Annotated in this window: 25 protein-coding genes; 12 read left to right on the top strand and 13 right to left on the bottom strand. The window is 63.4% G+C overall.

From position 1 onward, the window contains the following. Position 1: 1 nt before the first annotated feature. The 5 genes from gyrB to Q9316_RS18805 form a co-directional block, all read right to left on the bottom strand. Positions 2-2,434 (bottom strand): DNA topoisomerase (ATP-hydrolyzing) subunit B, encoded by a 2,433-nt coding sequence (gene gyrB, locus Q9316_RS18825; protein ID WP_306033087.1) that lies wholly within the window; start codon positions 2,432-2,434, stop codon positions 2-4. Positions 2,435-2,570: 136 nt separating this feature from the next. Beyond that, positions 2,571-2,951, bottom strand: coding sequence for a helix-turn-helix domain-containing protein (locus Q9316_RS18820; RefSeq protein WP_306033086.1), 381 nt, complete (start codon positions 2,949-2,951; stop codon positions 2,571-2,573). Continuing rightward, on the bottom strand, positions 2,948-3,517 hold the full coding sequence (locus tag Q9316_RS18815) for a Smr/MutS family protein (protein WP_306033085.1): 570 nt from the start codon (positions 3,515-3,517) through the stop codon (positions 2,948-2,950). Before Q9316_RS18815 ends, Q9316_RS18820 begins: the two co-directional genes overlap by 4 nt. After that, positions 3,504-4,619, bottom strand: coding sequence for a murein transglycosylase A (gene mltA, locus Q9316_RS18810; protein WP_306033084.1), 1,116 nt, complete (start codon positions 4,617-4,619; stop codon positions 3,504-3,506). Before mltA ends, Q9316_RS18815 begins: the two co-directional genes overlap by 14 nt. A gap of 13 nt (positions 4,620-4,632) precedes the next feature. Beyond that, the gene (locus tag Q9316_RS18805; protein WP_306033083.1) at positions 4,633-5,337 is read right to left on the bottom strand and encodes a Tim44/TimA family putative adaptor protein; all 705 of its coding nucleotides are present in this window, start codon (positions 5,335-5,337) and stop codon (positions 4,633-4,635) included. 153 nt (positions 5,338-5,490) lie between these two features. On the opposite strand from Q9316_RS18805, the gene Q9316_RS18800 reads away from it, so the two are divergent. Further along, positions 5,491-5,949 carry an FxsA family protein gene (locus Q9316_RS18800; RefSeq protein ID WP_306033082.1) on the top strand — a complete coding sequence of 153 codons (459 nt, stop codon included), beginning with the start codon at positions 5,491-5,493 and terminating at the stop codon, positions 5,947-5,949. 72 nt (positions 5,950-6,021) lie between these two features. Continuing rightward, positions 6,022-6,498, top strand: coding sequence for a protein-export chaperone SecB (gene secB, locus Q9316_RS18795; RefSeq protein ID WP_306033081.1), 477 nt, complete (start codon positions 6,022-6,024; stop codon positions 6,496-6,498). Between the two features lie 81 nt (positions 6,499-6,579). Here secB and dnaQ read toward each other — a convergent pair whose 3' ends face one another. Genes dnaQ through Q9316_RS18770 form a run of 5 tightly spaced genes read right to left on the bottom strand, consistent with a single transcriptional unit; the run spans position 6,580 to position 10,169 of the window. After that, on the bottom strand, positions 6,580-7,284 hold the full coding sequence (dnaQ, locus tag Q9316_RS18790; protein ID WP_306033080.1) for a DNA polymerase III subunit epsilon: 705 nt from the start codon (positions 7,282-7,284) through the stop codon (positions 6,580-6,582). Then, the gene (gene coaE, locus Q9316_RS18785; protein ID WP_306033079.1) at positions 7,284-7,874 is read right to left on the bottom strand and encodes a dephospho-CoA kinase; all 591 of its coding nucleotides are present in this window, start codon (positions 7,872-7,874) and stop codon (positions 7,284-7,286) included. Before coaE ends, dnaQ begins: the two co-directional genes overlap by 1 nt. Next, positions 7,871-8,731 carry a shikimate dehydrogenase gene (locus Q9316_RS18780; RefSeq protein WP_306033078.1) on the bottom strand — a complete coding sequence of 287 codons (861 nt, stop codon included), beginning with the start codon at positions 8,729-8,731 and terminating at the stop codon, positions 7,871-7,873. The genes coaE and Q9316_RS18780 overlap by 4 nt, the downstream gene beginning before the upstream one ends. Beyond that, positions 8,724-9,323: a Maf-like protein gene (locus Q9316_RS18775; protein WP_306033077.1), complete on the bottom strand. Its 600-nt coding sequence runs from the start codon at positions 9,321-9,323 to the stop codon at positions 8,724-8,726. The genes Q9316_RS18780 and Q9316_RS18775 overlap by 8 nt, the downstream gene beginning before the upstream one ends. Before the next feature lie 24 nt (positions 9,324-9,347). Then, entirely contained in the window at positions 9,348-10,169 is an 822-nt protein-coding gene (locus Q9316_RS18770; protein WP_306033076.1) for a pyruvate, water dikinase regulatory protein, read from the bottom strand. A 406-nt stretch (positions 10,170-10,575) separates the two neighbouring features. Between Q9316_RS18770 and hemE the strand changes: the two genes are divergently transcribed. The 8 genes from hemE (at position 10,576) to Q9316_RS18730 (ending at position 19,349) form a co-directional block, all read left to right on the top strand. Further along, on the top strand, positions 10,576-11,610 hold the full coding sequence (gene hemE / locus Q9316_RS18765) for a uroporphyrinogen decarboxylase (RefSeq protein ID WP_306033075.1): 1,035 nt from the start codon (positions 10,576-10,578) through the stop codon (positions 11,608-11,610). A 5-nt stretch (positions 11,611-11,615) separates the two neighbouring features. Further along, on the top strand, positions 11,616-12,146 hold the full coding sequence (gene hemJ, locus Q9316_RS18760; protein ID WP_306035359.1) for a protoporphyrinogen oxidase HemJ: 531 nt from the start codon (positions 11,616-11,618) through the stop codon (positions 12,144-12,146). A gap of 185 nt (positions 12,147-12,331) precedes the next feature. Then, a complete protein-coding gene (rho, locus tag Q9316_RS18755; RefSeq protein ID WP_306033074.1) occupies positions 12,332-13,597 on the top strand; it encodes a transcription termination factor Rho in 1,266 nt (421 codons plus the stop codon). Positions 13,598-13,720: 123 nt separating this feature from the next. Beyond that, positions 13,721-15,037 (top strand): tRNA uridine-5-carboxymethylaminomethyl(34) synthesis GTPase MnmE, encoded by a 1,317-nt coding sequence (gene mnmE, locus Q9316_RS18750; RefSeq protein WP_306033073.1) that lies wholly within the window; start codon positions 13,721-13,723, stop codon positions 15,035-15,037. Between the two features lie 76 nt (positions 15,038-15,113). Next, positions 15,114-16,994, top strand: a complete 1,881-nt coding sequence (gene mnmG, locus Q9316_RS18745) for a tRNA uridine-5-carboxymethylaminomethyl(34) synthesis enzyme MnmG (protein ID WP_306035358.1) — start codon at positions 15,114-15,116, stop codon at positions 16,992-16,994. After that, positions 16,991-17,623: a 16S rRNA (guanine(527)-N(7))-methyltransferase RsmG gene (gene rsmG, locus Q9316_RS18740; RefSeq protein WP_306033072.1), complete on the top strand. Its 633-nt coding sequence runs from the start codon at positions 16,991-16,993 to the stop codon at positions 17,621-17,623. Before mnmG ends, rsmG begins: the two co-directional genes overlap by 4 nt. Positions 17,624-17,636: 13 nt before the next feature. Continuing rightward, complete coding sequence (locus tag Q9316_RS18735; protein WP_306033071.1) at positions 17,637-18,431, top strand: ParA family protein; 795 nt, start codon at positions 17,637-17,639, stop codon at positions 18,429-18,431. Positions 18,432-18,455: 24 nt separating this feature from the next. Continuing rightward, positions 18,456-19,349 (top strand): ParB/RepB/Spo0J family partition protein, encoded by an 894-nt coding sequence (locus Q9316_RS18730; protein WP_306033070.1) that lies wholly within the window; start codon positions 18,456-18,458, stop codon positions 19,347-19,349. 15 nt (positions 19,350-19,364) lie between these two features. On the opposite strand, the gene holA is transcribed toward Q9316_RS18730, so the two are convergent. The 3 genes from holA to leuS are packed head-to-tail and all read right to left on the bottom strand — an operon-like array spanning position 19,365 to position 23,548. Beyond that, positions 19,365-20,399 carry a DNA polymerase III subunit delta gene (holA, locus tag Q9316_RS18725; RefSeq protein WP_306033069.1) on the bottom strand — a complete coding sequence of 345 codons (1,035 nt, stop codon included), beginning with the start codon at positions 20,397-20,399 and terminating at the stop codon, positions 19,365-19,367. A 7-nt stretch (positions 20,400-20,406) separates the two neighbouring features. Then, a complete protein-coding gene (lptE, locus tag Q9316_RS18720; protein WP_306033068.1) occupies positions 20,407-20,931 on the bottom strand; it encodes an LPS assembly lipoprotein LptE in 525 nt (174 codons plus the stop codon). Further along, on the bottom strand, positions 20,918-23,548 hold the full coding sequence (gene leuS, locus Q9316_RS18715; RefSeq protein ID WP_306033067.1) for a leucine--tRNA ligase: 2,631 nt from the start codon (positions 23,546-23,548) through the stop codon (positions 20,918-20,920). Before leuS ends, lptE begins: the two co-directional genes overlap by 14 nt. 195 nt (positions 23,549-23,743) lie before the next feature. Here leuS and Q9316_RS18710 point away from each other — a divergent pair, with 195 nt between their 5' ends. Both Q9316_RS18710 and Q9316_RS18705 read left to right on the top strand, forming a co-directional pair. Continuing rightward, positions 23,744-24,403 (top strand): YggS family pyridoxal phosphate-dependent enzyme, encoded by a 660-nt coding sequence (locus Q9316_RS18710; RefSeq protein ID WP_306033066.1) that lies wholly within the window; start codon positions 23,744-23,746, stop codon positions 24,401-24,403. Positions 24,404-24,537: 134 nt separating this feature from the next. Beyond that, positions 24,538-26,436, top strand: coding sequence for a propionyl-CoA synthetase (locus Q9316_RS18705; protein WP_306033065.1), 1,899 nt, complete (start codon positions 24,538-24,540; stop codon positions 26,434-26,436). Positions 26,437-26,460 lie beyond the last annotated feature (24 nt).

Below are 26,460 nucleotides of genomic sequence, written 5' to 3'. Positions count from 1 at the left end.
GTCAGATGTCGAGATTGGCGACGCTGAGCGCGTTTTCCTGGATGAAGTCGCGGCGCGGCTCCACCTCGTCGCCCATCAGGCGGGCGAAAAGGCCGTCGGCGTCCGTCGCGTCCGTCACCTTCACCTGCAGCAGCGAGCGGACGTTCGGATCGAGCGTCGTTTCCCAGAGCTGCTCGGCGTTCATTTCGCCAAGGCCCTTGTAGCGCTGCATGGACAGGCCCTTGCGGCCGGCCGCGAACACGGCATCGAGCAGCGCGCGCGGACCGGTGATTTCGATCTGGCCGTCCTTTCGGCGCAGCACCGGCGGCACCGAATAGGTTTCCTTGAAGCGGGCCGAGAGCTGATCGATATGGCGCGCGTCGGACGAGCCGATCAGCGCCATGTCGACATGGGCGAATTCCTTGACGCCGCGCACCATGCGCTCGAAGCGCAGGCCGCCATCCGTCGCGACCGAGCCTTCCCAGCCGCGCTCCGTCTCCTCGGCGATGAGATCGAGGCGGCGCGCGACCTCCTCGGCCTTGGCGGCGAAGGCCTCGCGGTCGTGGCTGAGTTCGAGGTTCAGCGCGCCCGTGATCGCCGCCTGCTCGATGATCGAGCGGTTGTAGCGCGAATGCAGGCCGTCGAGCAGCGTGCGCAGGCGCAGCGCATCCTGGATCAGCTCGAGAATGTCCTGGCCGACGCGAACCTCGCCCGAGCCCAGCTCCAGCGCCGCATCGTCCAGGCCGGAGCCGATCAGGTAGTCTTCCAGCGCCTTCTCGTTCTTCAGGTACTGGCTCGATTTGCCGCGCGCCACCTTATAGAGCGGCGGCTGGGCGATGTAGAGATGGCCACGCTCGATCAGCTCCGGCATCTGCCGGAAGAAGAAGGTGAGCAGCAGGGTACGGATATGCGCGCCGTCGACGTCGGCGTCCGTCATGATGATGATCTTGTGGTAGCGCAACTTGTCGGCGTTGAACTCGTCCTTGCCGATCGAGGTGCCGAGCGCGGTGATCAGCGTGCCGATCTCCTGGCTGGACAGCATCTTGTCGAAGCGCGCGCGCTCGACGTTGAGGATCTTTCCGCGCAAGGGAAGGATTGCCTGGTTCTCGCGCGAACGGCCCTGCTTGGCCGAACCGCCGGCCGAATCACCCTCGACGAGGAAGACCTCCGATTTAGCCGGGTCACGCTCGGAGCAATCGGCCAGCTTGCCGGGCAGCGAGGAAATGTCGAGCGCGCCCTTGCGCCGTGTCAGTTCGCGCGCCTTGCGCGCCGCCTCGCGGGCCGCTGCGGCCTCCACGACCTTGCCGATGAGGGTCTTCGCATCGGCCGGGTGCTCTTCCATCCAGGTGTTGAGCGCTTCGTTGACGAGGCTTTCGACCACCGGACGCACTTCCGAGGAGACCAGCTTGTCCTTGGTCTGCGAGGAGAATTTCGGGTCGGGAACCTTGACCGAGAGAACGGCGGTCAGGCCTTCGCGGCAGTCGTCGCCCGTCAGCGTGACCTTCTCCTTCTTCATGATGCCGGAGCTTTCGGCATAGGAGACGACCTGGCGGGTCAGCGCGCCGCGGAAGCCGGCCATATGCGTGCCGCCGTCGCGCTGTGGGATGTTGTTGGTGAAGCACAGCACGTTCTCGTGGTAGCTGTCGTTCCACCACATGGCGACTTCGACCGTGATGCCGTCCTTCTCGCCGCGGATGGCGATCGGCTTGTCGACCAGCGGCTTCTTGGCGCGGTCGAGATAGGTGACGAAGGCCTCGAGGCCGCCCTCATACATCAGCTCGTCCTGCTTGACGTCCGAATGGCGGCGGTCGGTGAGGAGGATGCGCACGCCCGAATTGAGGAAGGCCAGCTCGCGAAGGCGGTGCTCCAGCGTCGAATAGACGAATTCGATGTTGGAGAAGGTTTCCGGCGAGGGCAGGAAGGTCACTTCCGTGCCGGTCTCCTCGCCGCAGTCGCCCGTCACAGTCAGCGGGCCATCGGCGACGCCATGGGTGAAGCTCATCTCGTGGATCTTGCCGACGCGGCGGATCTTCAGCTTGAGCGAGACGGAAAGCGCGTTCACCACCGAAACGCCCACGCCGTGCAGGCCGCCCGAGACCTTGTAAGAATTCTGGTCGAATTTGCCGCCGGCGTGGAGCTGGGTCATGATGACCTCGGCCGCCGAGACGCCCTCTTCCTTGTGGATGTCGGTCGGGATGCCGCGGCCGTTGTCGGTCACCGTCACGGAGCCGTCGGCGTTGAGCGTCACCGTCACGATGTCGGCATGGCCGGCCAGCGCCTCGTCGATCGCGTTGTCGACGACCTCGTAGACCATGTGGTGCAGGCCCGAACCGTCATCGGTATCGCCGATATACATGCCCGGGCGCTTGCGCACCGCATCAAGCCCTTTGAGGACCTTGATCGAATCTGCGCCATACTCGGCCGGGCCGTTTTCGGTCTCGGGTGTCTCAGTCATACAAAAGTCTTTCCAGAGTTTTCGCGGCAGGCTGGGAAAGCGGGGCGAATCACGGCTTTCCGGATTCCTTGAATATAGGGATTTTGCCCTGAAGTTCCAAACCAGAGAGCCCGCAAACACGGCAGAATTCAGGGGATCAACCGGGTTTTACCCGGGAATTGCATGCTTTTTCGAGGATGCCGGCAAGCCGGCGCACCGTCTCGGGCGGCAGGTTGCGAATTTCGGCCGAGAGGCGGTTGGCAAAGGCCGTATATTCCGGCGGCAGGCCGGCGGTATCCACCACGATGCGCGGGTCGGAAATCTCCGCGATGCGGAAGAGTTCCTCGGCCTCGTCCCAGATGACGTTGAAGTAGCCGGCGACGCGCTGGAGGAAATCGAAGCTCGGCATGCCGCGCTTTCCATGCTCCAGCGCCGAGAGGTAGGCGGGGCTGACGCCGAGCGCCGCGGCCATCTCCTTCTGCGAGACACCCTTGCGGTCGCGCAGGTGCCGGACGGCCTTGCCGAAGGGTGTCGTCACGACCGGTCTCCCGGCTGGCGGGCGAGGCGGACGTAAAGCGCGCCCTCCCCGCCATGATTGCGCGCCGCCGGCTCGTAGGAGGAGATCAGCGGCCGGAACTCCGGCAGCGAGAACCAAAGCGGCACCGCCCGCTTCAGCGCGCCATCGCTGCCGAGCGAGGTGCCCTTGCCGGTGATGACGAGCACATGGCGCAGCCCCCGTTCATGCGCCTTGATGAGAAAGCCGAGCAGGAAGCCGTGCGCCTCGCTCTGGATCATGCCATGCAGGTCGATGCGCGCCTCGAGCGCCAGGCGCCCCTTGGCGATCTTGCGCTTGACGGGACGCTCCAGCGGGTAATGGCGGGTCTCCCTGCCGCGGCCGAGGGTAAGCGCGATGTCTTCAACGGGCTTGCCGGGCTTCGCCTTCTTCGGCGCCGCCTCGGGCGGTTTCGGCTGCGCGATCTCTTCGGCGAAAACGGCCTCGAACTCGGTCAGGGCGTCGAGCCTGCCGGGCAGCGCCCGCGTGCTGCGCGCCACCTTGCCCCAGAGGATGCGGTCCTCGCTGGAGAGCGTCTTATCCTTCGGCATGGAGGTAGCGCTCCGCCGCCGCGCGGGGGACGAGGATGTGGAAGGTGGCGACATTGCGCACATGGCCCGCCAGCGCCCCCGCCGCATCGCCGGATCCGGTGAAGATATCGCCGCGCGCGGGGCCGACGATGGCCGTGCCGGTATCGAGCGCCAGCATCAGCCGACGGAAGGGTTTTCCGCCGTCCATGTGGGTGAGGCTGCCGCTCGCAATAAAGAAGGGCAGGCCGAAGGTGTGGATCGTCCGGTCGACCGCCAGCGAGCGACCGGCGACCAGCGGCACCTTGGCGGCGGCGATCGGGCCGAGCGAGGGATCATCGACCGTCGCTTCCTTGAAGAAGATGAAGGAGCGGTTGTGCCAGAGCACTTCGTCCACCTGGTCTTCATGCCGGGCCAGCCAGTCGCGGATCGAGGCCATGGAGACGGTTGCGGCATCGATCGCACCGCGGTCGATCAGCAGCTTGCCGATCGGCGAGAAGGGATGCCCGGATTTTGCGGCATAGGTAATGCGCTTCATCGATCCGTCGGGATAGACCAGCCGGGCCGCGCCCTGGATATGGGCGAAGAACACGTCGACCTTCGAGCGCGCATAGGCGATCTCCAGCCCGCGGCCGGCGAGATAGCCCCGTTCGATCTCGCCGCGGTCGGGATGCTCGACGACCGCGCCGTCCTTCTGCAGCCCGAAGGCGTAGCCCTCTGGAAAACCGGCGGGGCGGTTGGCGTCGTCGATGTCGACCAGACCCTTCGGCCGGCGGTAGAAGGCAAAGCGATAGTCCGCATCCGGCTCGGCCTTCACGGCCACTTCCGGCTCGTAGAATGCCGTGACGAAACCGGGGGAGCCATCCGCCTTCTCGATGCGGAAGGGCACGCAATGCGTCTCGAAGAAAGCGCGCACCGCGGCCGCGCCTTCGGGTTTTTCCTCTTCCGCCGCATCCAGAAGCGTCAAAAGCTCGCCGGCGGTGATGCCGAGCGAGCCTGTCTTGTAGGGTTTGACGGTGCGGATGTGATCGCGACAGCGGCACATCGCCGCCATCAGGGGTGTCGGATCATCCTCCTCCCAGCCGGCAAGGGCCGAAAACCGGGCCGGAACCAGGCGGTAATCCATGGGCTTGCCTCGCTCAGCCTTCCGATTCGGTGGCGATCAGCTTCCAGTTCGGATCGCGCGAGCGGATGTCGCGGGCGAAGGTCCAGAGGTCGTTGACCTCGGCCACCGTATCCGCATCGCCATCGACCAGCGCGCCGGCCTTGTCATAGGTGGCGGAGATCAGCTGGCTGACGATGCGCACCGTCACGTTCGCTTCGCTGTCCTTGACCTCGGCGCCGACGATATCGGCCTTCTCGATGCCGACGAAGCTGGAACGGACGACCTCGCCCTTGCTCTCGCGTTCGGAGATGGCCGCGTCAAAACCCTCGTAGACCTCCCGGGAGAGGAGGTTCTTCAGCGTCTTGCGGTCGCCATCGGCAAAGGCGACGACGATCATCTCGTAGGCCATGCGGGCGCCGTTGACGAATTCCTTCGGGTTGAAGGACGCGTCGACCTTGGCGACCGTGCGCAGCTGATCGTTGAGGGGCGTTCCCGGCGCGGCGAAGCTGTCGATGGCGGCGTAGGGATTTTCGTCCTCATCGGTGCCGTCGCGCCGCGGCAGCGTCACGACCTTGCCGCGGTCGGCCGAATCGACCTCGCCTGCGGCTTCCCGCTTGGAATAGGGATCGAACGGCGGACGCTCGCTGCCGGTGCGCCGGCCAAGCACACTGCGCAATTGCAGGAAGATGACCACCGCAGCCACAAGGAAGAAAATCGTTACAAAGTCGAATGAGCCCATTATCGATCCGCTGCCGGTTTCTGTTTTTTGTTCCTTTCCCATATAGTCCGCAAAGACGCATCATTCAAATGGCGATGACGTGAATGCGGCGAAGATGCGCGGAACCGTCGCCGGAGGTCTCCGCCCGCCAGAATCCGTTCGACAGAGAAAACCATGCCCAGACTCCTTATCCCCCTCTTCGTCCTGCTGCTGCCGCTGGCGGAAATCGCCTGTTTCATCCTCGTCGGGCGGCGGATCGGCCTGCTGCCCACGCTGTCGCTGGTCGTGCTTTCGGCCATCGCCGGTATCGTGCTGATGCGCATCCAGGGTTTCGGCGTGCTTGCCCGGCTGCGGCAATCGGGCGAGACGGGCCGCGCGCCCGGCAAGGAACTGCTCGACGCGGCGATGATCCTCATTGCGGGCATCCTGCTGCTCATTCCCGGCTTCCTGACCGATATCCTCGGCCTTGCGCTGTTTTTGCCGCCCGTCCGCTCTTTTCTCTGGAACCGGCTGATGCGCAACGTCGTTGTGGTCGATATCGGCGGAATGCGCCCCGGCGGCCGGCCCGAGACCGGCCCGCAGCGCACGATCGACCTCGACGAAGACGACTTCCATCGCGACGGCCGGGCCTGAGGGCCCAGGGTTGTAAGGCTTCTGCCGAAATGTTAGATGGCCTGACTTTTCCAAGTCCCCGAGGATAACAGCATGACCGATGCAGCAACCGAGAACAACGCCGCGAGCCCTTCGCTCAATATTCTGGCGCAGTACGTGAAGGACTTCTCCTTCGAAAATCCGGGTGCGCCGCGGTCGCTGCAGGCCCGCGACAAGGCGCCGGCGATCAATATCAGCGTCAACGTCAATGCCAATCCGCTCGCCGAGAATGACTTCGACGTCATCCTCTCGCTGAATGCGGAAGCCAAGGACGGCGACAAGGTCCTCTTCAATGCAGAGCTTGCCTATGGCGGCGTCTTCCGCGTCACGGGCTTCCCGCAGGAGCACATGCTGCCGGTCCTCTTCATCGAGTGCCCGCGCCTGCTCTTCCCCTTCGCCCGTCAGATCATCTCCGACGCCACCCGCAACGGCGGCTTCCCGCCGCTGATGATCGACCCGATCGATTTCGCCCAGATGTTTGCCCAGCGCATGGCCGAGGAGCAGGTCAAGGCGAAGGTCCAGGCCAACTGAGGCCTGACAATCTTCCGAATGCAAAATGCCCGGCACGTCGTGACCGGGCATTTTCTTTGGGCGATTTTCAGTGCGCCGGATTCAATCGCCGTATTTCGCCCAGATCGCCTTGCCGCCCATCTTCGCCACCATGGCGGCATGGGCGGCCCGGTCCTCTTCGGACAGCCGGGGGGCAAGCGGTTTCGGCCGCACGCCGAGCGGCAGGATGACTTCGTCCTCCGCCTCGACCAGCGTGTTGCGGCCGCTCTCCGCCGTGCCGAGGCCGAGCGCCGCCTGGCGGCCGCCGATCATCTCGATATAGACTTCGGCGAGCAGTTCGGAGTCGAGGAGCGCGCCGTGTTTCGTGCGGTGCGAATTGTCGATGCCGTAGCGCCGGCACAGCGCATCGAGCGAATTCGGCCCCATCGGATGCTTGCGGCGGGCGAGCGCCAACGTGTCCGTCACCTGATCCGACGCGATCGGCGGCAGGCCGAGGCGGTCGAACTCGGCATTCATGAAGCCCATGTCGAAGTTGGCGTTATGCGCCACCCAGCGGGCATTGCCGAAAAATTCGAGGATCTGGTTCGCCACATCGGCGAAGGGCGGCTTGTCCTTCAGGGACTCATCCGTGATGCCGTGCACGGCCATCGCATCCGGATGGACCTTGCGGTCGCCGGGATTGATATAGAGGTGCAGGACTCGGCCGGTCGGAAAATGGTTGTCCAGCTCCACGCCGCCGATTTCGATGACGCGGTCGAGCTTGTTGTCGAGGCCGGTCGTTTCCGTATCGAAGATGATTTCGCGCATCAGCCGCCCCGTCCCTTCAAGATGTCGATCACCTCTTCCACCTGTTTGCGCGCCGCTTCAAGCCCCTTGCCCGTATCGATGACGAAATCCGCCCGCCGCCGCTTTTCCGCATCAGGCATCTGGCGCGACAGGATGAGCGCGAATTTCTCCTCCGTCATGCCCGGCCGGGCGAGCACCCGCCGCCTTTGCGTCTCGGGATCGCAGGTGACGACGACGACTTTGTCCACCCGCGCCTCGCCGCCCGTCTCGTAGAGCAGCGGGATGTCGAGCAGGACCAGGGCCGAACCGTTCTGCCGCTCCGCATCGAGAAAGGCCATCTCACGCGCCCGCACGAGAGGATGGATGATCGTCTCCAGTTCGCCGAACCGTTCGGGGGACTGGGCGAGGATGGCGGACAGCGCCTTGCGGTCGATGGCGCCGTCCCGCACGGCTTGCGGAAAACGCGCCTTCACCGGCGCCACCGCTTCCCGACGGTAGAGATCGTGCACCGTCGCATCGGCATCGTGAACCGGCACGCCGAGATCATGGAACATGGCGGCCGTCGTCGACTTGCCCGTTCCGATTGATCCGGTAAGGCCGAGCACGATCATCGATGTTTCTCCATGTCCGCGAGAATGAGGTTGCGCAGGTGCGCATCGACGACCGGCCGCGTGCCGAACCATTTTTCAAAACCCGGCGCTGCCTGGTGCAGCAGCATGCCGAGCCCATCGACGGTGGCGAAGCCCTGCTCCGCCGCCTGACGCAGGATCGGCGTGACGAGCGGCACATAAACGATATCGGTTACCACCGCGCCAGCGGCCAGCGGCGAGAAATCGAAATCGGGCGCCGGCTCGCCGTCCATGCCGAGCGACGTCGTGTTGACGAAAAGCCCTGCCCCTTTCGAAACCTCCGCCAGCGCCGCCAGCCCATGGGCATGCACCTTCGGCCCGAAGCGGTCGGCAAGCTCCTGCGCCCGGCCGAGGGTACGGTTCACCACATGGATTTCGCCGACACCGCGGTCACGCACCGCCTGGATGATCGCGCGGCTCGCGCCCCCTGCCCCGAGCACGACGGCGCGATCCGTTTTGTCCCAGCCCGGTGCCGCCGCGTCGAGATTGGCGAGAAAGCCGTAGCCGTCCGTATTGGTGGCGCACAGCGCGCCGTCTTCCAGCCAGAGCGTGTTGGATGCGCCGAGTTCTTCGCTGAGTGCGTCCGGCCGATCGGCGAGCCTGAACGCCGTTTCCTTGTGCGGAATGGTGACATTGCCGCCGATGAAGCCGGATTCGCCGCTTTTCAACCGAGAAATGAAGCCGGCGAAATTCTCAGGGGAAATTTCCTGCCGTGTGTAAGACCCAGCCAATCCAAGTGCTTCCAGCCAGTAGCCATGAATCAGCGGCGAACGGGAATGCTTCACCGGATAGCCGGTGACGAAGGCATGGCGGGCGGATGTTTCACGTGAATCATGCATCGATGGCACCGAGATCGCGAAGTTTAGCCAGCAGCGGCAGCAGCGGCAGGCCGAGAATGGTGAAATAATCGCCGTCTATGCGCTCGAAGAGCTGCACGCCTTCGCCCTCGAGCTGATAGGCGCCGACGCTCGCCAGCACCCGCGTCCCGACGCGCGCCAGATGACGGTCGATGAACTGTTCCGACAGAGGCCGCATCGTCAGGTGGGCGACGGAAACATTGTTCCAGAGCGTCTCGCCATCGCGGACGAGCGCGATGCCGCAGTTCAGCGAATGGGTGCGGCCGGCCATGGCTGTCAGGTGCGCCTTGGCTTCCGCCATGTCGGCCGGCTTGTGAAACACGCGGCCTTCCAGCGAGAGCGTCTGGTCCGAACCGATGACAAGCGCGCCGGGATTGCGGCCGGCAACATTGCGCGCCTTCTCGATCGCCAGCGCTTCAGCGACCTGCTGCGGCGTCGGATTGCCGGCGGCAAGTTCGGTTTCCACCGCGCGCTCGTCGATCTCGGCGGCCTGCGCCCGGAATGGCAATCCCGCATTTTCCATCAGCATGCGACGAAAGGGACTTTGCGAGGCGAGGATCAAGGGCGGCGTCATGGAAATCTCCTGTTCCCTTTCGGGTTAACGGAGCTTGGGACGAAGGGCAACGATGGCGGCGGCCGTTTCCTCGATCGAACGGCGCGTGACATCGATGATCGGCCAGTTGTGACGTGCGCACAGCGCGCGCGCATATTTCAGCTCCTCGGAAATCTGCGCGCGGTCTATATAATCGTCGCCGCGAAAATCCTGCGTCTGCCCAAGCACCCGGTTCTGCCGCACCTGGGCGATCCGGTCGGTCGTCGCGATGAGGCCTACGATGAGAGGCTTGACCGCCGCCGACAGCCGTTCCGGCAGCGGCACGCCGAGCACGATCGGCACATTCGCGGTCTTGATGCCACGATTGGCGAGATAGATGCTGGTCGGCGTCTTGGAGGTGCGGCTGATGCCGACGAGGATGACATGCGCCTCCTCGAGATCGGCCGGCAATTGCCCGTCGTCGTGATCCATCGTGAAGTTCAGGGCGTCGATGCGCGCGAAATATTCCGCGTTCATCGCATGCTGGGCCCCCACCCGGCGACGCGACGGCGCGCCGAGATAGGACTGGAAGAGATCGATGACGGGTTCCAGCACCGAAACGCAGGGCACGCCCATCTCCCGGCAGCGCTGGTCGATGATTTCCGAAAGCTCGCGGTCGACGACCGTATAAAGCACGATGCCCGGCGCGCCGTCGATCGCGTCGAGCACGGGCATGAGCTGCTTGCGATTGCGGACCAGCGGATAGACATGTTCCAGCGCCTGCGAGGACTGGAACTGCGCCGCCGCCGCGCGGCCCGCCGCGATCAGAGTCTCGCCCGTCGAGTCCGAAATCAGGTGCAGATGGAAGTAGTTTCTGGTGCTTTCCACAATATCCTCCGCCCCCTGTTGATGGCCAGGGACAAGTGTGAGCTAAGAACGGCGGGGGGTCGGTGGCAAGAGGATAGATGCCGACTTTTCCACAAATGGCGAACAGCGGGAGGCGAATTCGGCGCGCATGTGGAAAAGACTCATGGACATGGCATAGTGTCGCGCTTGTCCACAGGCCACCCACAGAAAAGGGCTTTTGGCGGTATCGCGAATCCTTTTGATTCCAAACGGGGAATCCGCTTTTCCCGTCTCCTCGAACGAAACGACGCTTTTCGGTTCCGATTTTCCTGCCCGCCCACGGCGCCGCAGGGTTTTTGTGGAAAGGATTTAATCCTTGATAGTCACCGACTCTAAGAAATAGAAACCTTCTTAAAAGAGATTATTTCTTTATTAGGAGAACCCCGTTTTGGCTGCGAAAAACCGGAAGATCGTCGATGTCCTCAACGGCAAGACGGTTTCGCCTCCTCCGATCTGGCTGATGCGTCAGGCTGGACGATACCTGCCGGAATACAGGGCAACGCGCGCAGCGGCCGGAAGTTTCCTCGATCTCTGTTACGCGCCGGACCTTGCAACCGAGGTCACGCTCCAGCCGATCCGCCGCTATGGCTTCGATGCGGCGATCCTGTTTTCCGATATCCTGGTCATTCCCGATGCCTTGAAGCGTAATGTCCGCTTTGAAGAGGGGCATGGACCCCGGATGGACCCGATCGATCCGGATGGCATTCGGGCACTGAAGGGGGACGGCGTCGCAAAACACCTCCAGCCGGTCATAGAGGCGGTCGGGCGCATCCGGCAGGCCCTGCCGGAGGAAACGGCGCTGCTCGGCTTCTGTGGGGCGCCCTGGACGGTTGCCACCTACATGATCGCCGGCCACGGTACGCCGGACCAGGCGCCCGCGCGGCTTTTTGCCTATCGGGAGCCGGAAGCCTTCGCGTATCTGCTCGATGTGCTGGCCGAGCTTTCCGCCGATTACCTCGTGGCACAGATCGATGCCGGCGCCGATGCGGTGCAGATCTTCGATTCTTGGGCAGGTGTGCTCGGGGAGAAGGAATTTGCCGAGTACGCTGTCCGTCCCGTGCGCCGGATTATCCGCTCGGTCAAAGAGCGACGGCCGCAGGCGAAGATCATCGCGTTCGCGAAAGGCGCCGGGCTGCTTTTGAAGAGCTACCGCCAGGAAACCGGCGCGGATGCCATCGGCCTCGACTGGTCTGTGCCGCTCTCCTTTGCCGCCGAGTTGCAGAAGGAAGGGCCGGTGCAGGGCAATCTCGATCCGATGCGGGTGGTCGCCGGCGGTGCGGCGCTCGACGAGGGTATCGATGCCATCCTGCAGGTGCTCGGCAACGGCCCGCTGATCTTCAATCTCGGCCATGGCATCACGCCGCAGGCCGACCCGGAAAACGTCACGCGGCTGGTGGCGCGAGTGCGCGGGGAAAACCGGTGAGCGAGATGCAGACGGGCGAGAGCGCGGGGCGCCGGGCGCGGCGGCGCGCCGCCGTCGCCCTCGCCGTCTTCGCCCTCATCGCGATCCTCCTGGTTCTTTACCCGCCGGATGATCTCTATCTCTGGATCAAGGCGCTCCACATCGTCGCCGTCATCTCCTGGATGGCCGGGCTGCTCTACCTGCCGCGGCTCTTCGTCTACCACACGGATGCGCCGGCCGGGTCCGCCCAGTCGGAGACCTTCAAGGTGATGGAGCAGCGCCTCTACCGCACGATCATGCAGCCGGCCATGGGTCTTTCCTGGCTGCTCGGCCTCTATCTCGCCTGGTCCGTCTATGGTTTCCAGGGTGGTTGGCTGCATGCCAAACTCGCCTTCGTCGTGCTGCTGACGGGCGTGCACCAGTTCTATGGCCGGGCGGTGAAGGCCTTTGCCGAGGATCTCAACGTGAAAACTGGGCGGCAATGGCGCATCTGGAACGAGGCGCCGGCGCTGCTGATGATCCTCATCGTCGTGATGGTCGTGGTCAAGCCGTTCTGAGCGGCCGCGACAAATCGAACGAAATTGCAAGGCCCCCTTGCGGGGCAGCGCCTGAAACGCTATTTTCCGCCCCATCTCATCTTTCGTGGCATGTGTATTCGTTCAGTGAACTGCATGAACCCCCCGCAGTTCCTCCCTGACCCGCACGCCTTTTCCCATCCTAAGACCCGCAGCATGGACCATTCATGGCCGAAATGAAGCTACAAGACCTCAAGAACAAGACTCCGACCGACCTCCTGGCTTTCGCCGAATCGCTCGAGGTCGAGAACGCGAGCACGATGCGCAAACAGGAGCTGATGTTTGCCATCCTGAAGATGCTGGCCGAGCAGGATGTGGAAATCATCGGCGAGGGCGTCGTGGAAGTGCTGCAGGACGGCTTCGGCTTCTTGCGCTCGGCCAATGCGAATTACCTGCCGGGCCCGGACGATATCTACATCTCCCCCTCGCAGATTCGCCGCTTCTCGCTGAAGACCGGCGATACTGTTGAAGGCCCGATCCGCGGCCCCAAGGAAGGCGAACGCTATTTCGCGCTTCTCAAGGTCAACACGATCAATTTCGACGACCCGGAAAAGATCCGCCACAAGGTCCATTTCGACAACCTGACGCCGCTCTATCCCAATGAGCGCTTCAAGATGGAACTGGAAATCCCGACTTCAAAGGATTTGTCGCCGCGCGTCATCGATCTCGTCGCGCCGCTCGGCAAGGGCCAGCGCGGCCTGATCGTCGCGCCGCCGCGCACGGGTAAGACGGTTCTGCTCCAGAACATCGCCCATTCGATCACCGCGAACCATCCGGAATGTTATCTCATCGTCCTCCTGATCGATGAGCGTCCGGAAGAAGTGACGGATATGCAGCGGTCGGTGAAGGGCGAAGTGGTTTCCTCGACCTTCGACGAACCGGCTACGCGCCACGTGCAGGTCGCCGAAATGGTCATCGAGAAGGCCAAGCGCCTTGTCGAGCACGGCCGCGACGTCGTCATCCTGCTTGATTCGATCACGCGTCTCGGTCGCGCCTACAACACGGTCGTTCCGTCCTCGGGCAAGGTCCTGACCGGCGGTGTCGACGCAAACGCCCTGCAGCGCCCGAAGCGCTTCTTCGGCGCGGCGCGCAATATCGAGGAAGGCGGCTCGCTGACGATCATCGCGACGGCCCTGATCGATACCGGCAGCCGCATGGACGAAGTCATCTTCGAAGAGTTCAAGGGCACCGGCAACTCGGAAATCGTGCTCGACCGAAAGGTTGCCGACAAGCGCATCTTCCCGGCCATGGACATCCTCAAGTCCGGCACGCGCAAGGAAGACCTCCTCGTACCGCGCCAGGATCTCCAGAAGATCTTTGTTCTTCGCCGCATCCTCGCCCCCATGGGCACCACGGATGCGATCGAATTCCTGATCGACAAGCTGAAGCAGACCAAGAACAACGGCGACTTCTTCGAATCGATGAACACCTGATCGCGGTGCTTTTCCGTTTTAAGACATGGTCCCGCCGCAAGACGGGGCCATTTTTCGTTCAAGAATGAAATATTCGATTCTTCTCCGAAACGAAGACTTCGATTCGTAACCGGAATGGATGGAATGAGTGCAACGGATACAATCTTCGCTTTGTCGAGCGGCGGCCTTCCTTCCGGGGTTGCCGTCATCCGTTTGAGCGGCGCAAGAAGCCTGCAGGCCGTCGAGGAGTTGTGCGGGCGCATACCCCCGGTGCGCCGCGCGTCCCTACTATCGATTCGGAATCGTAATGGTAACAAACTCGATGAAGGCCTGATTCTCGTTTTTCCCGGCCCTAACTCGTTTACCGGCGAGGACTGCGCCGAACTCCAGATTCACGGCGGTCGGGCCACCGTGAAAGCCGTACTCGCCGCGCTTGAATCCATGGAAGGTCTGCGGCCGGCAGAGGCGGGAGAATTTTCGCGACGCGCCTTCCTCAACGGTCGCATGGATCTCGTTGAGGTGGAAGGCCTGGCGGATCTTATCGCTGCGGAGACGGAAATGCAGCGGCGCCTCGCGGCGGAACATGCCTCGGGCGGATTGTCATTGCTCTACGAGTCGTGGGCGAAACGATTGACCCATGCACGCGCGATGATCGAGGCAGAGCTGGATTTTGCCGACGAAGACGACGTGCCCGGTTCCGTCGCGTCATCAATCTGGCGCGATATGCATGCGCTGGAGCAGGAAATTCTTAACCACGTTGCCGATGCGCGCACTGGCGAGATCGTGCGTGATGGCCTGAAGGTTGTTATCGCCGGACCGCCGAATGCCGGGAAATCGAGCTTGCTGAACCATCTGGCGAAGCGTGACGTCGCCATCGTGACGGATATACCGGGCACGACACGTGACGTTCTGCATGTCGATCTCGATCTGTCCGGTTTCGCGGTTCGCCTTTATGATACGGCGGGACTGCGGGCGACAGAGGACATTGTCGAACGGGAGGGAATCCGCCGGACTCATCTCTCTATGAGCGATGCGCACCTTCTCTTGCTGCTGTCGGAGGATGCGCAATGGACTTCATTGGACGGGATCTATGACGGCCAGACGCTTCGCGTGAGGACCAAGTCAGACCAAGTGAAAACACCTTGGCCTGAGGATGGTGCAGATGTTACGATCTCGGTAAAATCGGGCGACGGGGTATCCGACCTGCTGGATGCCATTGGCCGCCATCTTCCCAACCTTGAGGCCGGCAGTGCGCTGGCATTACCGACCCGGCAACGCCATATCCTCAATTTGTCGACGGCCAGGGAAAATATCCGTCGTGCTATTGAGGCGACCAATGGGCTTGATATCCAGGCTGAATACCTTCGGCTTGCCGGTCAGTCGCTCGGGCGTGTGACTGGACGCGTCGATGTCGAAAATCTTCTCGACGTCATTTTTTCGGAATTCTGCATAGGCAAATGATTCACGTGAAACACTGCAACGTGTGCGAGTCGCTTCAGGCGTTTCACGTGAAACAGGTAGGTGCGATATGAATGCAATGAACACATATGATGTTGTGGTGGTGGGCGGTGGCCATGCCGGTGTCGAAGCAGCGTCTTCCGCTGCCCGATCCGGCGCGCGCACGGCGTTGTTGACGCATAAGGCGGCCACCATCGGGGTCATGTCCTGCAACCCGGCAATTGGCGGGCTCGGCAAGGGCCATCTTGTCCGCGAGGTCGACGCGCTGGATGGTCTTATGGGCCGTGTCGCGGATCGTGCCGGCATCCAGTTTCGTTTGCTCAATCGTCGGAAGGGTCCTGCTGTCCGCGGTCCGCGCACACAGGCTGACCGAAAGCTCTATCGCGAAGCCATGCAGGCGGAGATCGCAGCGATCCCCGATCTCGATGTAATTGAGGGCGATGCTTTCGATCTCGATATTCGAGACGGACATGTTGCGGGCGTTTCCATGAAGGATGGGCGCCGTCTTTCTTGCCGCGCGGTCGTCATAACAACAGGTACATTCCTGCGCGGACTAATTCATATCGGTAACGAAAAGATACCTGCCGGCCGTGTCGGAGAAGAACCGTCCCTCGGATTGTCGCTCACATTCGAGCGCTTGGGGCTTCGGCTTGCGCGTTTGAAGACCGGCACGCCGGCACGATTGGATGGGCAGACGATCGGTTGGAATGCGGTCGGGCGGCAAGCCGCGGATGAGGATCCGGTGCCGTTTTCCTTTATGACGGACCGCATTTCCACACCGCAGATCGAATGCGGCGTCACCCGGACCACGCCGGCTACTCACCGCATTATTGAGGAGAATATCGGAAAGTCCGCCATGTATTCCGGGCAGATCGAAGGTGTCGGTCCGCGCTACTGCCCCTCCATTGAAGACAAGATCGTCAAGTTCGGTGAACGGGACGGCCACCAGATTTTCCTGGAGCCGGAAGGTCTTGACGATTCTACCGTCTACCCGAACGGAATCTCGACCTCCCTGCCCGCTGATGTGCAGGACGCTTTCATCCGCACCATTCCGGGGCTGGAGAACGTCCGCATCATACAGCCGGGCTATGCGATCGAATATGATCATGTCGATCCGCGCGAGCTCTCCGCCACGTTGGAAGTTAAACGTCAGCCCGGCCTCTTTCTCGCGGGCCAGATCAATGGCACGACCGGCTATGAAGAGGCTGCAGCCCAGGGTCTGGTTGCCGGCCTGAATGCAGCGCGGCTTTCTGCCGGCGTCGATGGCCATATCTTCAGCCGCACGGATAGCTATATCGGCGTGATGATCGATGACCTGACCTCCCGCGGGGTTACCGAACCCTACCGGATGTTCACCTCCCGCGCTGAGTACCGGCTGTCTCTCCGCGCCGACAACGCGGATGTGCGGCTGACGCCGCTGGGAATGCGGCTCGGCATTGTTGGTACTGAACGGGTACAGCGGTTTGACGCTTGGTCGGGAGAGATGAAAGAGGCGCGTGATCGGCTTAACACGCTCAAGCTGTCTCCGAATGAGGCGGTTGGTCATGGCATCCGGATCAATCAGGATGGCGTGCGGCGAAGCGGCTATGACCTGCTCGCCTACCCGGACATTGATTTTGCGCGTCTGGTTGATGTCTGGCCGGACGAACTCCGGCCTTTCTCCCGCCGGGTTCGCGATGCGATTGAGATCGAAGCCGGTTATGCGGTTTATATGAACCGGCAGGAATCGGATATTGCCGAGGCTCGGCGCGAAGAGGAGCGATGGATTCCGGATGGCTTCGATTTCAGCGCGCTGCCCGGTCTCTCCATCGAACTTCGCCAGAAGCTGGCGGCGGCGCGCCCATCCAATCTCGCCCAGGCAGCGCGCGTCGATGGCATGACGCCGGCGGCGCTCACCCTTCTTCTGGCCTATCTCAAGCGTATTCCCACCGATGTGGGCAATCGAGCGGAAAGTGCATGAATTCCCTACCTCGCGAATTGAACGGCCTGAATGTTTCACGTGAAACTCTGGACCGACTGAACAGTTTTGTCTCGCTCTTCCAGAAATGGGCGAAAACCATCAATCTCGTCGCGCCTTCGACGCTTTCAGAAACCTGGAACCGTCACGTTGTCGATAGCGCGCAGATCTATGCGCTGTATTCCGGGCCCCGTATATGGGTTGATCTGGGTAGTGGTGGTGGATTTCCAGGCATCGTGACGGGCATTCTGCTGGCTGGTATCGGGGACGGCTGGGTTCATCTTGTCGAAAGCAACAACAAGAAAGCCGCATTTTTGCGGACGGCCATCCTCGAGACGGGTGCCAGGGCGTCCATTCATCCAATCCGAATCGAAGACGCACCCGAAGCGATAAAATCTTGTGACGCCATCTCGGCGCGGGCGCTGGCAGACCTCGATCTGCTAATGCAATTCGGCCTGCCGTGGGTGCAGCGCAACGGGAATTTACGCTTTTTCCTTCATAAAGGCCGGGATTACCAGCGCGAGGTCGATAAAGCGCTTGGTCGGTGGAGATTCGATCTGGTAAAACATGCCAGCATCGTCGAGCCGGATTCCGTCGTGCTCGAAGTGTCGAACCTTTCGCACAAACCTTAGACTGGCGGCGTCCATGATAGGCGAAAAGAACCGGATCATCACCATCGCGAACCAGAAGGGCGGCGTCGGCAAGACGACGACCGCGATCAACTTGGCGACGGCGCTTGCGGCAATCGGCGAGCGCGTCCTGATCGTCGATCTCGATCCGCAGGGCAATGCCAGCACGGGCCTTGGAATCGACCGCCGCAATCGCGAGCTGTCGTCCTATGATCTCCTGATCGGCAGCCATAGTGTTGCCGATACGGCGCTTGAGACCGCCGTACCGAACCTGTCCATCATTCCGTCGACCATGGACCTGCTCGGTATCGAAATGGAGATCGCGCAGCAGAGCGATCGTGTCTTCCGGCTGAAGCGGGCGCTCGCCGCCGCCGATGCGCTGTCTTACTCTTACGTGCTGGTCGATTGCCCGCCCTCGTTCAATCTCCTCACCATGAACGCGCTGGCTGCGGCGCATTCAGTCCTGGTGCCGCTGCAATGCGAGTTCTTCGCGCTCGAAGGCCTCAGCCAGTTGCTGGAAACCGTCGATCAGGTGCGCCGCACCGTTAATCCACGGCTCGATATCCAGGGTATCGTGCTGACCATGTTCGACTCGCGTAACAATCTTGCGCAGCAAGTGGTCAATGACGTGCGCACTCATCTCGGCGAAAAGGTCTATCACACGCTCATTCCGCGCAATGTGCGCGTCTCCGAAGCGCCATCCTATGGCAAGCCGGCCATTCTCTACGATCTCAAATGCGCCGGGAGCCAGGCCTACCTTCAGCTCGCCTCCGAAGTGATCCAGCGTGAGAGGCAGCGCAAGGCTGCCTGATTCCAGTATTCGTGAGTAGAACCGATGAATGAAGACAACTCCAAGCGGCGCCTCGGCCGCGGCCTTGCCGCCCTGATCGGTGAAATGGACCAGCTTCCGGCGGCCGATATCGGCAACCAAGCGGCGGTCAATCCGGATCGGCTGGTTCCGATCGAGTTCGTCGGCCGAAACCCCCGCAATCCTCGGCGCTATTTCGATGAATCGGAGCTGCAGGACCTCGCCTCGTCGATCCGCCAGCACGGCATCGTGCAGCCGGTCGTCGTGCGCACCATCGCGGACAACCGCTACGAGATCATTGCGGGTGAGCGGCGTTGGCGTGCGGCGCAGCTCGCGGGGCTGGTGGATATTCCCGTCATCATCCGCGATGTGGACGACCGGACGGCGCTGGAAATCGCCATCGTGGAAAACGTCCAGCGCTCCGACCTCAACCCGCTTGAAGAGGCAATGGGCTACGAGCTGCTGATCGCGGATCACGGTTACACGCAGAACGACCTCGGCGAGATCATCGGCAAGAGCCGGAGCCATGTGGCAAACAGCCTTCGGCTGCTGAAGCTGCCGGAGCCGGTGCGTGAAATGCTGGCTTCGGGCACGCTCTCCGCCGGACATGCCCGCGCGCTCATCCCGACCTCCGATCCGGTTGCCCTGGCGAAGAATATCGTGGCCAAGGGCATGTCGGTGCGCGATGCCGAGCGGATCGCGCAGAACGACATCAAGGCGCAGAGCGACCCCAACCACGGCCAGGCCGTGGCACACAAGGACGAGAAGGATGCCGATACGCTGGCGCTGGAGCGCACGCTTTCGGACGTTCTCGGGCTCGATGTCACGGTGAACCACAAGGGCAATGGCGGCAATTTGCGCATCGCCTACAAGACCTTGGAACAGCTGGAAGAAATCTGCCGGCTTCTGGAGCGCCGCTAGATTCGTTAGCCGGATTCAGCGGCGACCGGATTGCAGGACGGTGGCCAGCATGGTCTGCATGGCAATCGTGTCTTCCAGCGCCGGCCGTTGCCGGCTTTGCAGGATAGCGGCTTGCAGGCGCTGGGTTTCACGGCGGATGGCGGGGCCTGTCCATGTTTTCAGCGCGTTCTCGATGATCGGCTTGCGCCGGAAGTGAAGATGGCGGCCGAAGGTCGCCATGGCTTGCGCGGCCGGCGCCCGTTTCTCATCCATTTCGGCCCGCATCAACTCGAGAAGCTGGAACTGCCGCATGCAGCCCTGCAGGACGAGGAAGACAGGGGTTTTCGACGAAACGATCTTCTGGATCGCGTGCATAAAGCCGTCCCGGTCGCCCTTCAGGATGGCGTCAATGGCGTCGTCCGTGGAAATCGCGCTGGCATCGCCGACGATCTCCTCCACGTCCTGCTCTTCGATCAGTTCCTTGCCGCGACAGTAGAGCGCGAGCTTGCGGACCTCATTGCGCGAAGCGAGCCGGTCGCCGCCGATCGTCTCGACGAGGCGTTCGCGCGCTGCCGGTGAAATCCGCATGCCCTCGGCGGCGAGTTCCTGGTCGATGAGCGCCTGCAGGGCGCGGCCGTCATCGGCGTAGCAGGCGATGGCGACGGCCTGGGAACTGGATTCCGCGGCCTTGCGCAGGGCGGCCCCCTTCTTCAGGTCGCCCGCCTCGATGATCAGCGTGGAAGGGCCGGCGGGCTGGCCCGCGAGGATTTCGAGCCCGTCGGAAAGTCCCTTCTCGCTGCCGGCGTTGCGGATCCAGACGAGACGATCGCCGCCGAAGAGGCCGATGGCGTTCATCTCGTCGATCAGGCGGCCGGGCTGGGTGCCGATATCGCCGGCGTCGAGTTTCACAACAGAAAAGGCGTCATCCAGATTGACTCCGCTGGTGACGGCAAGCGCGGAGGCGCGCTCGGAAACAAGACCCCTGTCGGGGCCGTAGACGAGGAGAAGCCGCGCGGGCAGAGGCTTCCGTTTCAGGAAAGCATCGAATTCGTGCGACTTTACTTCCGCCATAGCCGGCTCAGCGCCGCGCCAGCGCCGAAGCGACATCCGCGCGAATCAGCTCGGCGAGCTCACGGGCGCCGCGGTTCTCCGCATCGCGGATCGCGCGCAGCTTGGCGAATTCCTGGGACGGGAAATCGACCATGGCGACGGCGGAGCGCTTGCCGGAGGCGATCGTTTCGCCGGAGTCCGACTTCGTCAGGTTGTAATCCGCCGTCACGGTGACCCGGCCGGAGCGCGCGGTATCGGTCCGCACGTCGTTCAGCACGCCGACGGTTTTGGAGGTCACGTCCATTTCCAGATGGTAGACCGCATTCTGCGCCTCGCCGGCACCGCCGGTGAAGAGGAAGATCAGGTCGTTGCGGACCTGCTGTTCTACGCGGTCGCCCGCCTCCGACAGGGAGATGGAGGCAAGCTTGCCTTCCGTGCCGCTCGGAGTGGAGTAGAGCGGCCGCACCTGGCAGCCGGCGAGCGCACCGATAAGCGCGACGCCGGCAAGCACTTTTGCAAGCCGCGAGAGGCCGGTTCCGTCAGACAACAACATTCACGATCCTCTGCGGTACGACGATGATCTTCCTGGGACTCTGGCCGGCAAGCGCGGCCTGGACCGCCTCGAGCGCGAGCACGGCCTGTTCGACCGCACTCTGGTCCGCGTCGCGGGCGATTGTCAAATCCGCGCGTTTCTTGCCGTTGATCTGCACCGGCAGGGTGATCTCGTTTTCAGCGACGAGCCGGTCGTCATAGGCCGGCCAGCCGGACATGGCGACGAGGCCCTCGCCGCCGATCTCGCGCCAGCATTCTTCCGACAGGTGCGGCGTCATGGGGGCGACGATGCGGATGAGGATGGCCACGGCCTCGCGTAGGGCCGAGGCCAATTCCGGCGAGGCCTTGCCGGCGGCGGCGGCCGTCAGCGGCGCGGCGAGCGCGTTGACGAATTCGTAGATGCGCGCCACAGCCTTGTTGAAGGCCAGCTTGTCGTAATCGGCCTGAACGGCCTTTAGCGTCCTGTGGGCGGCCTGCGAGACGGCGAGGGCTTCCCCCTCGCTGCCCGGGCGGCTTTCGGCGGCCTTCAGGACAGGCGCGGCCTCCGCGACGAGGCGCCAGACGCGCTGGACGAAGCGGTGCGCGCCTTCGACGCCGGCTTCCGACCAGATGACGTCACGGTCCGGCGGCGAATCGGAGAGCACGAAGAAGCGGGCGGTATCGGCGCCGTAGGAGGCGATGATATCGTCGGGATCAACGACGTTCTTCTTCGATTTCGACATCTTCTCGATCGAGCCGATGGCGATTTCTTCGCCGGATTCGAGATGGGTCGCGCGGCGCTTGCCGTCCGCTTCCTCGATGCGGATCTCGGCGGGCGTCACCCATTCGCGCTTGCCGTCGACGGCGCGGCTATAGGTTTCGTGCACGACCATGCCCTGGGTGAAGAGGCCCTTGAAGGGTTCCTTCAGGTCGACATGGCCGGCCACCTGCATGGCGCGGGTGAAGAAGCGCGAATAGAGCAGATGCAGGATCGCATGCTCAATGCCGCCGATATATTGGTCGACCGGCAGCCAGGCGTTGGCGGCGGCCGGATCGGTTGGGTCGTTCTCCCAGGGCGCGGTGAAGCGGGCGAAATACCAGGACGAATCGACGAAAGTGTCCATCGTGTCCGTCTCGCGGCGGGCGTCCTTGCCGCACTGCGGGCAGGCGACGTGGCGCCAGGTCGGGTGCCGGTCGAGCGGGTTGCCCGGCTTATCGAAGGTCACGTCGTCGGGCAGCTTGACCGGCAGGTCGGCCTTCGGCACGGGAACCACGCCGCAACCGTCGCAATGGATGACAGGGATCGGGCAGCCCCAGTAGCGCTGGCGCGAAATACCCCAGTCGCGCAGGCGGAAATTCACCTTGCGCTCGCCCACCGGCGCGTTGCCGAGCATGGCGGCGGTAAGGCGCTTTGCCACCTCCTCGAAGGCTTCCTCGGTGCCGAGGCCGTCGAGGAAGCGCGAATTGATCATCACGCCGTCGCCGACATAGGCCTCGTCGCCGATCGCGAAGGTGGCGGCATCGCCATCCCCGGGCATGACGACGGGTACGACTGGCAGGTCGTACTTGCGGGCGAAATCGAGGTCGCGCTGGTCGCCGGAGGGGCAGCCGAAGATGGCGCCCGTACCGTAATCCATCAGCACGAAGTTGGCGACATAAACAGGCAGTTCCCAGCTCGGATCGAAGGGATGACGGACGCGGATACCGGTGTCCAGACCCTTCTTCTCGGCGGTCTCAAGCGCGGCGAGCGAGGTGCCGGCACGGCGGCATTCCTCACAGAACGCCATGATCTCGGGGTTCTTCGCCGAGACTTCCCGTGCCAGCGGATGGTCCGCGGAAATGGCGAGGAACGACGCGCCGAACAGCGTGTCGGGACGAGTCGTGTAGACCGTGATGTCCTTCTCGCTCGTCAGCTCCGCGCCGCTGGAAACCTCCCAGCGCACCAGCATGCCTTCCGAGCGGCCGATCCAGTTCTTCTGCATCAGCCGGACCTTTTCCGGCCACTGGTCGAGCGTCTCCAGCGAATCGAGCAGATCCTGGCTGAAATCGGTGATGCGGAAGAACCATTGTGTCAGCTCGCGCTGCTCGACCAGCGCGCCCGAGCGCCAGCCGCGGCCGTCGATGACCTGCTCGTTGGCGAGAACCGTGTGGTCGACCGGGTCCCAGTTCACCTTGGACTGCTTGCGGTAGACGAGGCCCTTTTCCAGGAAGTCGAGGAAGAGGTGCTGCTGGCGCTGGTAATATTCGACATCGCAGGTGGCGAATTCACGCGACCAGTCGAGCGACAGGCCCATGGATTTGAGCTGCTTGCGCATCGTGGCGATGTTCTCGTAGGTCCAGCCCTTCGGGTGGACCTTGTTCTGCATGGCGGCGTTCTCGGCCGGCATGCCGAAGGCGTCCCAGCCCATCGGATGCAGCACGTTGAAGCCGCGTGCGCGCTTGTAGCGCGCTACCACGTCGCCCATGGCGTAGTTGCGCACATGGCCCATATGGATGCGGCCCGACGGATAGGGGAACATCTCAAGCACGTAGTACTTTTCGCGCGGGTCATCGTTGTCGGTCAGAAAGACGTTCTCGTCGTTCCATTTTGCCTGCCAGCGGGGCTCGGCATCGCGCGGATTGTAACGTTCGGTGGCCATGTCTTTGATGTTCCGGAAGTCTTTGGAAGTCTTTTCGGGCGGTTCGCCCATGCGAATATGGTGCCGAGACCTTCATCATGAAACCGCCGAAGCGTCAAGTTTTCCGGCCCCGCACCCACGCGCGACGCCCGCCCGCGCTTGGCAAGCGACGCCGATTTCGCTAGGTCCGGGAGAGGATACAGATGGAGAGTGATCATGGAGCTGCAGGACCGTCTCGAAGACGTTCGCAACCGGATGCGCAAGGCGGCCGCCGAAGCCGGCCGGCGGCCCGAATCGGTGAGCCTCGTCGCGGTGTCCAAGACCTTCGGCGCGGAGGAGATCCGCCCGGCGATCGCGGCCGGCCAGCGTGTCTTCGGTGAAAACCGCGTGCAGGAAGCGCAGGGCAAGTGGCCCGGGCTCCGTGCGGAGACGGCGGGCATCGAGCTGCACCTAATCGGCCCGCTGCAATCCAACAAGGCGGCGGAAGCCGTCGCGCTGTTCGACGTCATCGAGACCGTCGACCGGGAGAAGATCGCCCGGGCGATCGCCGCCGAGATGGCGCGGCAGGGCCGTGCGCTGCGGCTCTATGTCCAGGTCAATACCGGGCTGGAGCCGCAGAAGGCCGGGATCGCGCCGGATGATACGGTCGCCTTCGTCTCCCTCTGCCGCAACGAACTCGGCCTCGTCATCGAGGGATTGATGTGCATTCCGCCGGCGGACGAAAATCCCGGACCGCATTTCGCGCTGCTCGCCAAGCTCGCCGAGCGCTGCAACCTCGATAAGCTCTCGATGGGCATGTCCGGCGATTACGAGGCCGCCATCGGCCTCGGTGCGACCAGCGTGCGCGTCGGATCGGCGATCTTCGGTTCGCGCTGATACGCTCGTCCTGACAAAGAGCAAGGGGTAACCCCACCACTTGAGGCTTTGGTCTGGCTTTGCGGAAAGGCCGCCCTCTCCTATTCTTCCCTTCGGAGGAACCGGCCACGCGCTGGCCGGACAGGGAGGATGCGATGCTGAAGAGCTATGCCGAGATCTATCGTGCCTGGAAGGACGATCCGGGCGGCCACTGGGCCGAGCTTTCCAGGGCGATCGACTGGTTTACGGAACCGACGCAGATTTTCGACGGCGGACAGGGCGTCTACGGGCGCTGGTTTCCGGATGCGGCCGGCAATACCTGCCACAACTGCGTCGACCGGCATGTGGCGGCCGGGCGGGGCGAGCAGGCCGCGCTGATCTATGACAGTCCCGTAACCGGTCGGAAGGCGCGCTACAGCTATGCCGAGCTGCTGGCGCAGGTGAACGCGATGGCGGCGGTGCTGGCCGATCATGGCGTCGGCAAGGGCGACCGCGTCATCCTCTACATGCCGATGATTCCCGAAGCGGTCTTCGCCATGCTGGCCTGCGCGCGCATCGGCGCCATTCACTCGGTGGTCTTCGGCGGGTTTGCCGCGAGCGAACTGGCGGCGCGGATAGACGATTGCGCGGCCAAGCTCGTCGTCACGGCAAGCTGCGGCGTGGAGCCCAGCCGGGTGGTCGCCTACAAGCCGCTTCTCGACGGAGCGATCGCCCTTGCCCGCCACAAGCCGGAGCACTGCCTCGTCCTGCAGCGGCCCGAGCTGGCGGCGGACCTCACGGAGGGCCGCGATGTCGATCTCGGGCCGGCGCTGGCGGCGGCGCGTGGGCGCACGGTGCCGTGCGTCCCGCTCGCCGCGACCGATCCGCTCTATATCCTCTATACATCGGGCACGACCGGCCAGCCGAAGGGCGTGATCCGCGACAATGGCGGCCACATGGTCGCCCTCGCCTGGACGATGCGGGCGCTCTACGGGGTCGAACCGGGTGAGGTCTACTGGGCGGCGTCGGATATCGGCTGGGTGGTCGGCCATTCCTATATTGTCTATGCGCCGCTTCTGAACGGCAGCACGACGGTGCTCTACGAGGGCAAGCCGGTCGGCACGCCGGATGCGGGCGCCTTCTGGCGGGTCGTCGAGGAATACAACGTCTCGGTGCTCTTCACCGCGCCGACGGCCTTCCGGGCCATCCGCAAGGAGGACCCCGAGGGCGCGCTCGTCAAACGCCATGACCTTTCGAGCCTGCGCGCGCTGTTCCTGGCCGGCGAACGCGCGGATCCGGACACGATCCGCTGGGCGGAGAGCGTGCTCGGCGTGCCCGTCATCGATCACTGGTGGCAGACCGAGACGGGCTGGGCGATCGTCGGTAATCCGATCGGTCTCGGACAGCTTCCGGTGAAACACGGCTCGCCCACCGTGCCCATGCCGGGCTACGAGCTGCACGTGCTTGATGATGCCGGCCATGAAGTGGCGCCTGGCACGCTCGGCAACATCGCCCTGAAACTGCCCCTGCCCCCGGGCTGCCTGACGACCTTCTGGAATGCCGACGAGCGGTTCCGCGCGGCCTGTCTTTCGGAGTTTCCCGGTTACTACAAGACGGCCGATGCCGGCTATGTCGACGAGGACGGATACGTCTTCGTCATGGCGCGCACGGACGACATCATCAATGTCGCCGGCCACCGGCTTTCGACGGGCGGCATGGAGGAGGTCTGCGCCAGCCATCCGGACGTTGCCGAATGCGCGGTGATCGGCATTGCCGATGCGGTCAAGGGCCAAGTGCCGGCCGGCTTCCTCGTTCTCAAGAGCGGTGTTTCACGTGAATCATCGCTCGTGGAGCAGGAGGTCATGGGGCTCGTGCGCGAGCGCATCGGGCCCGTCGCGGCGTTCAAGACGGCGATCTGCGTGAAGCGCCTGCCGAAGACCCGCTCCGGCAAGATCCTGCGTGGCACAATGCAGAAGATCGCCGACGGCGAGGCGTGGAAGATGCCGGCGACGATCGACGATCCCGCCATTCTCGACGAGATCGCGGCCGCGCTGGCAGGGCGCCGGATCGGCTGAGGGTTTCCGATTCAGGCCGGCAGA

This window comes from Shinella zoogloeoides, assembly GCF_030733845.1.
GTDB classification, from domain to species: Bacteria; Pseudomonadota; Alphaproteobacteria; order Rhizobiales; family Rhizobiaceae; genus Shinella; species Shinella zoogloeoides_C.
This window is presented reverse-complemented; position numbering and strand designations above follow the sequence as displayed.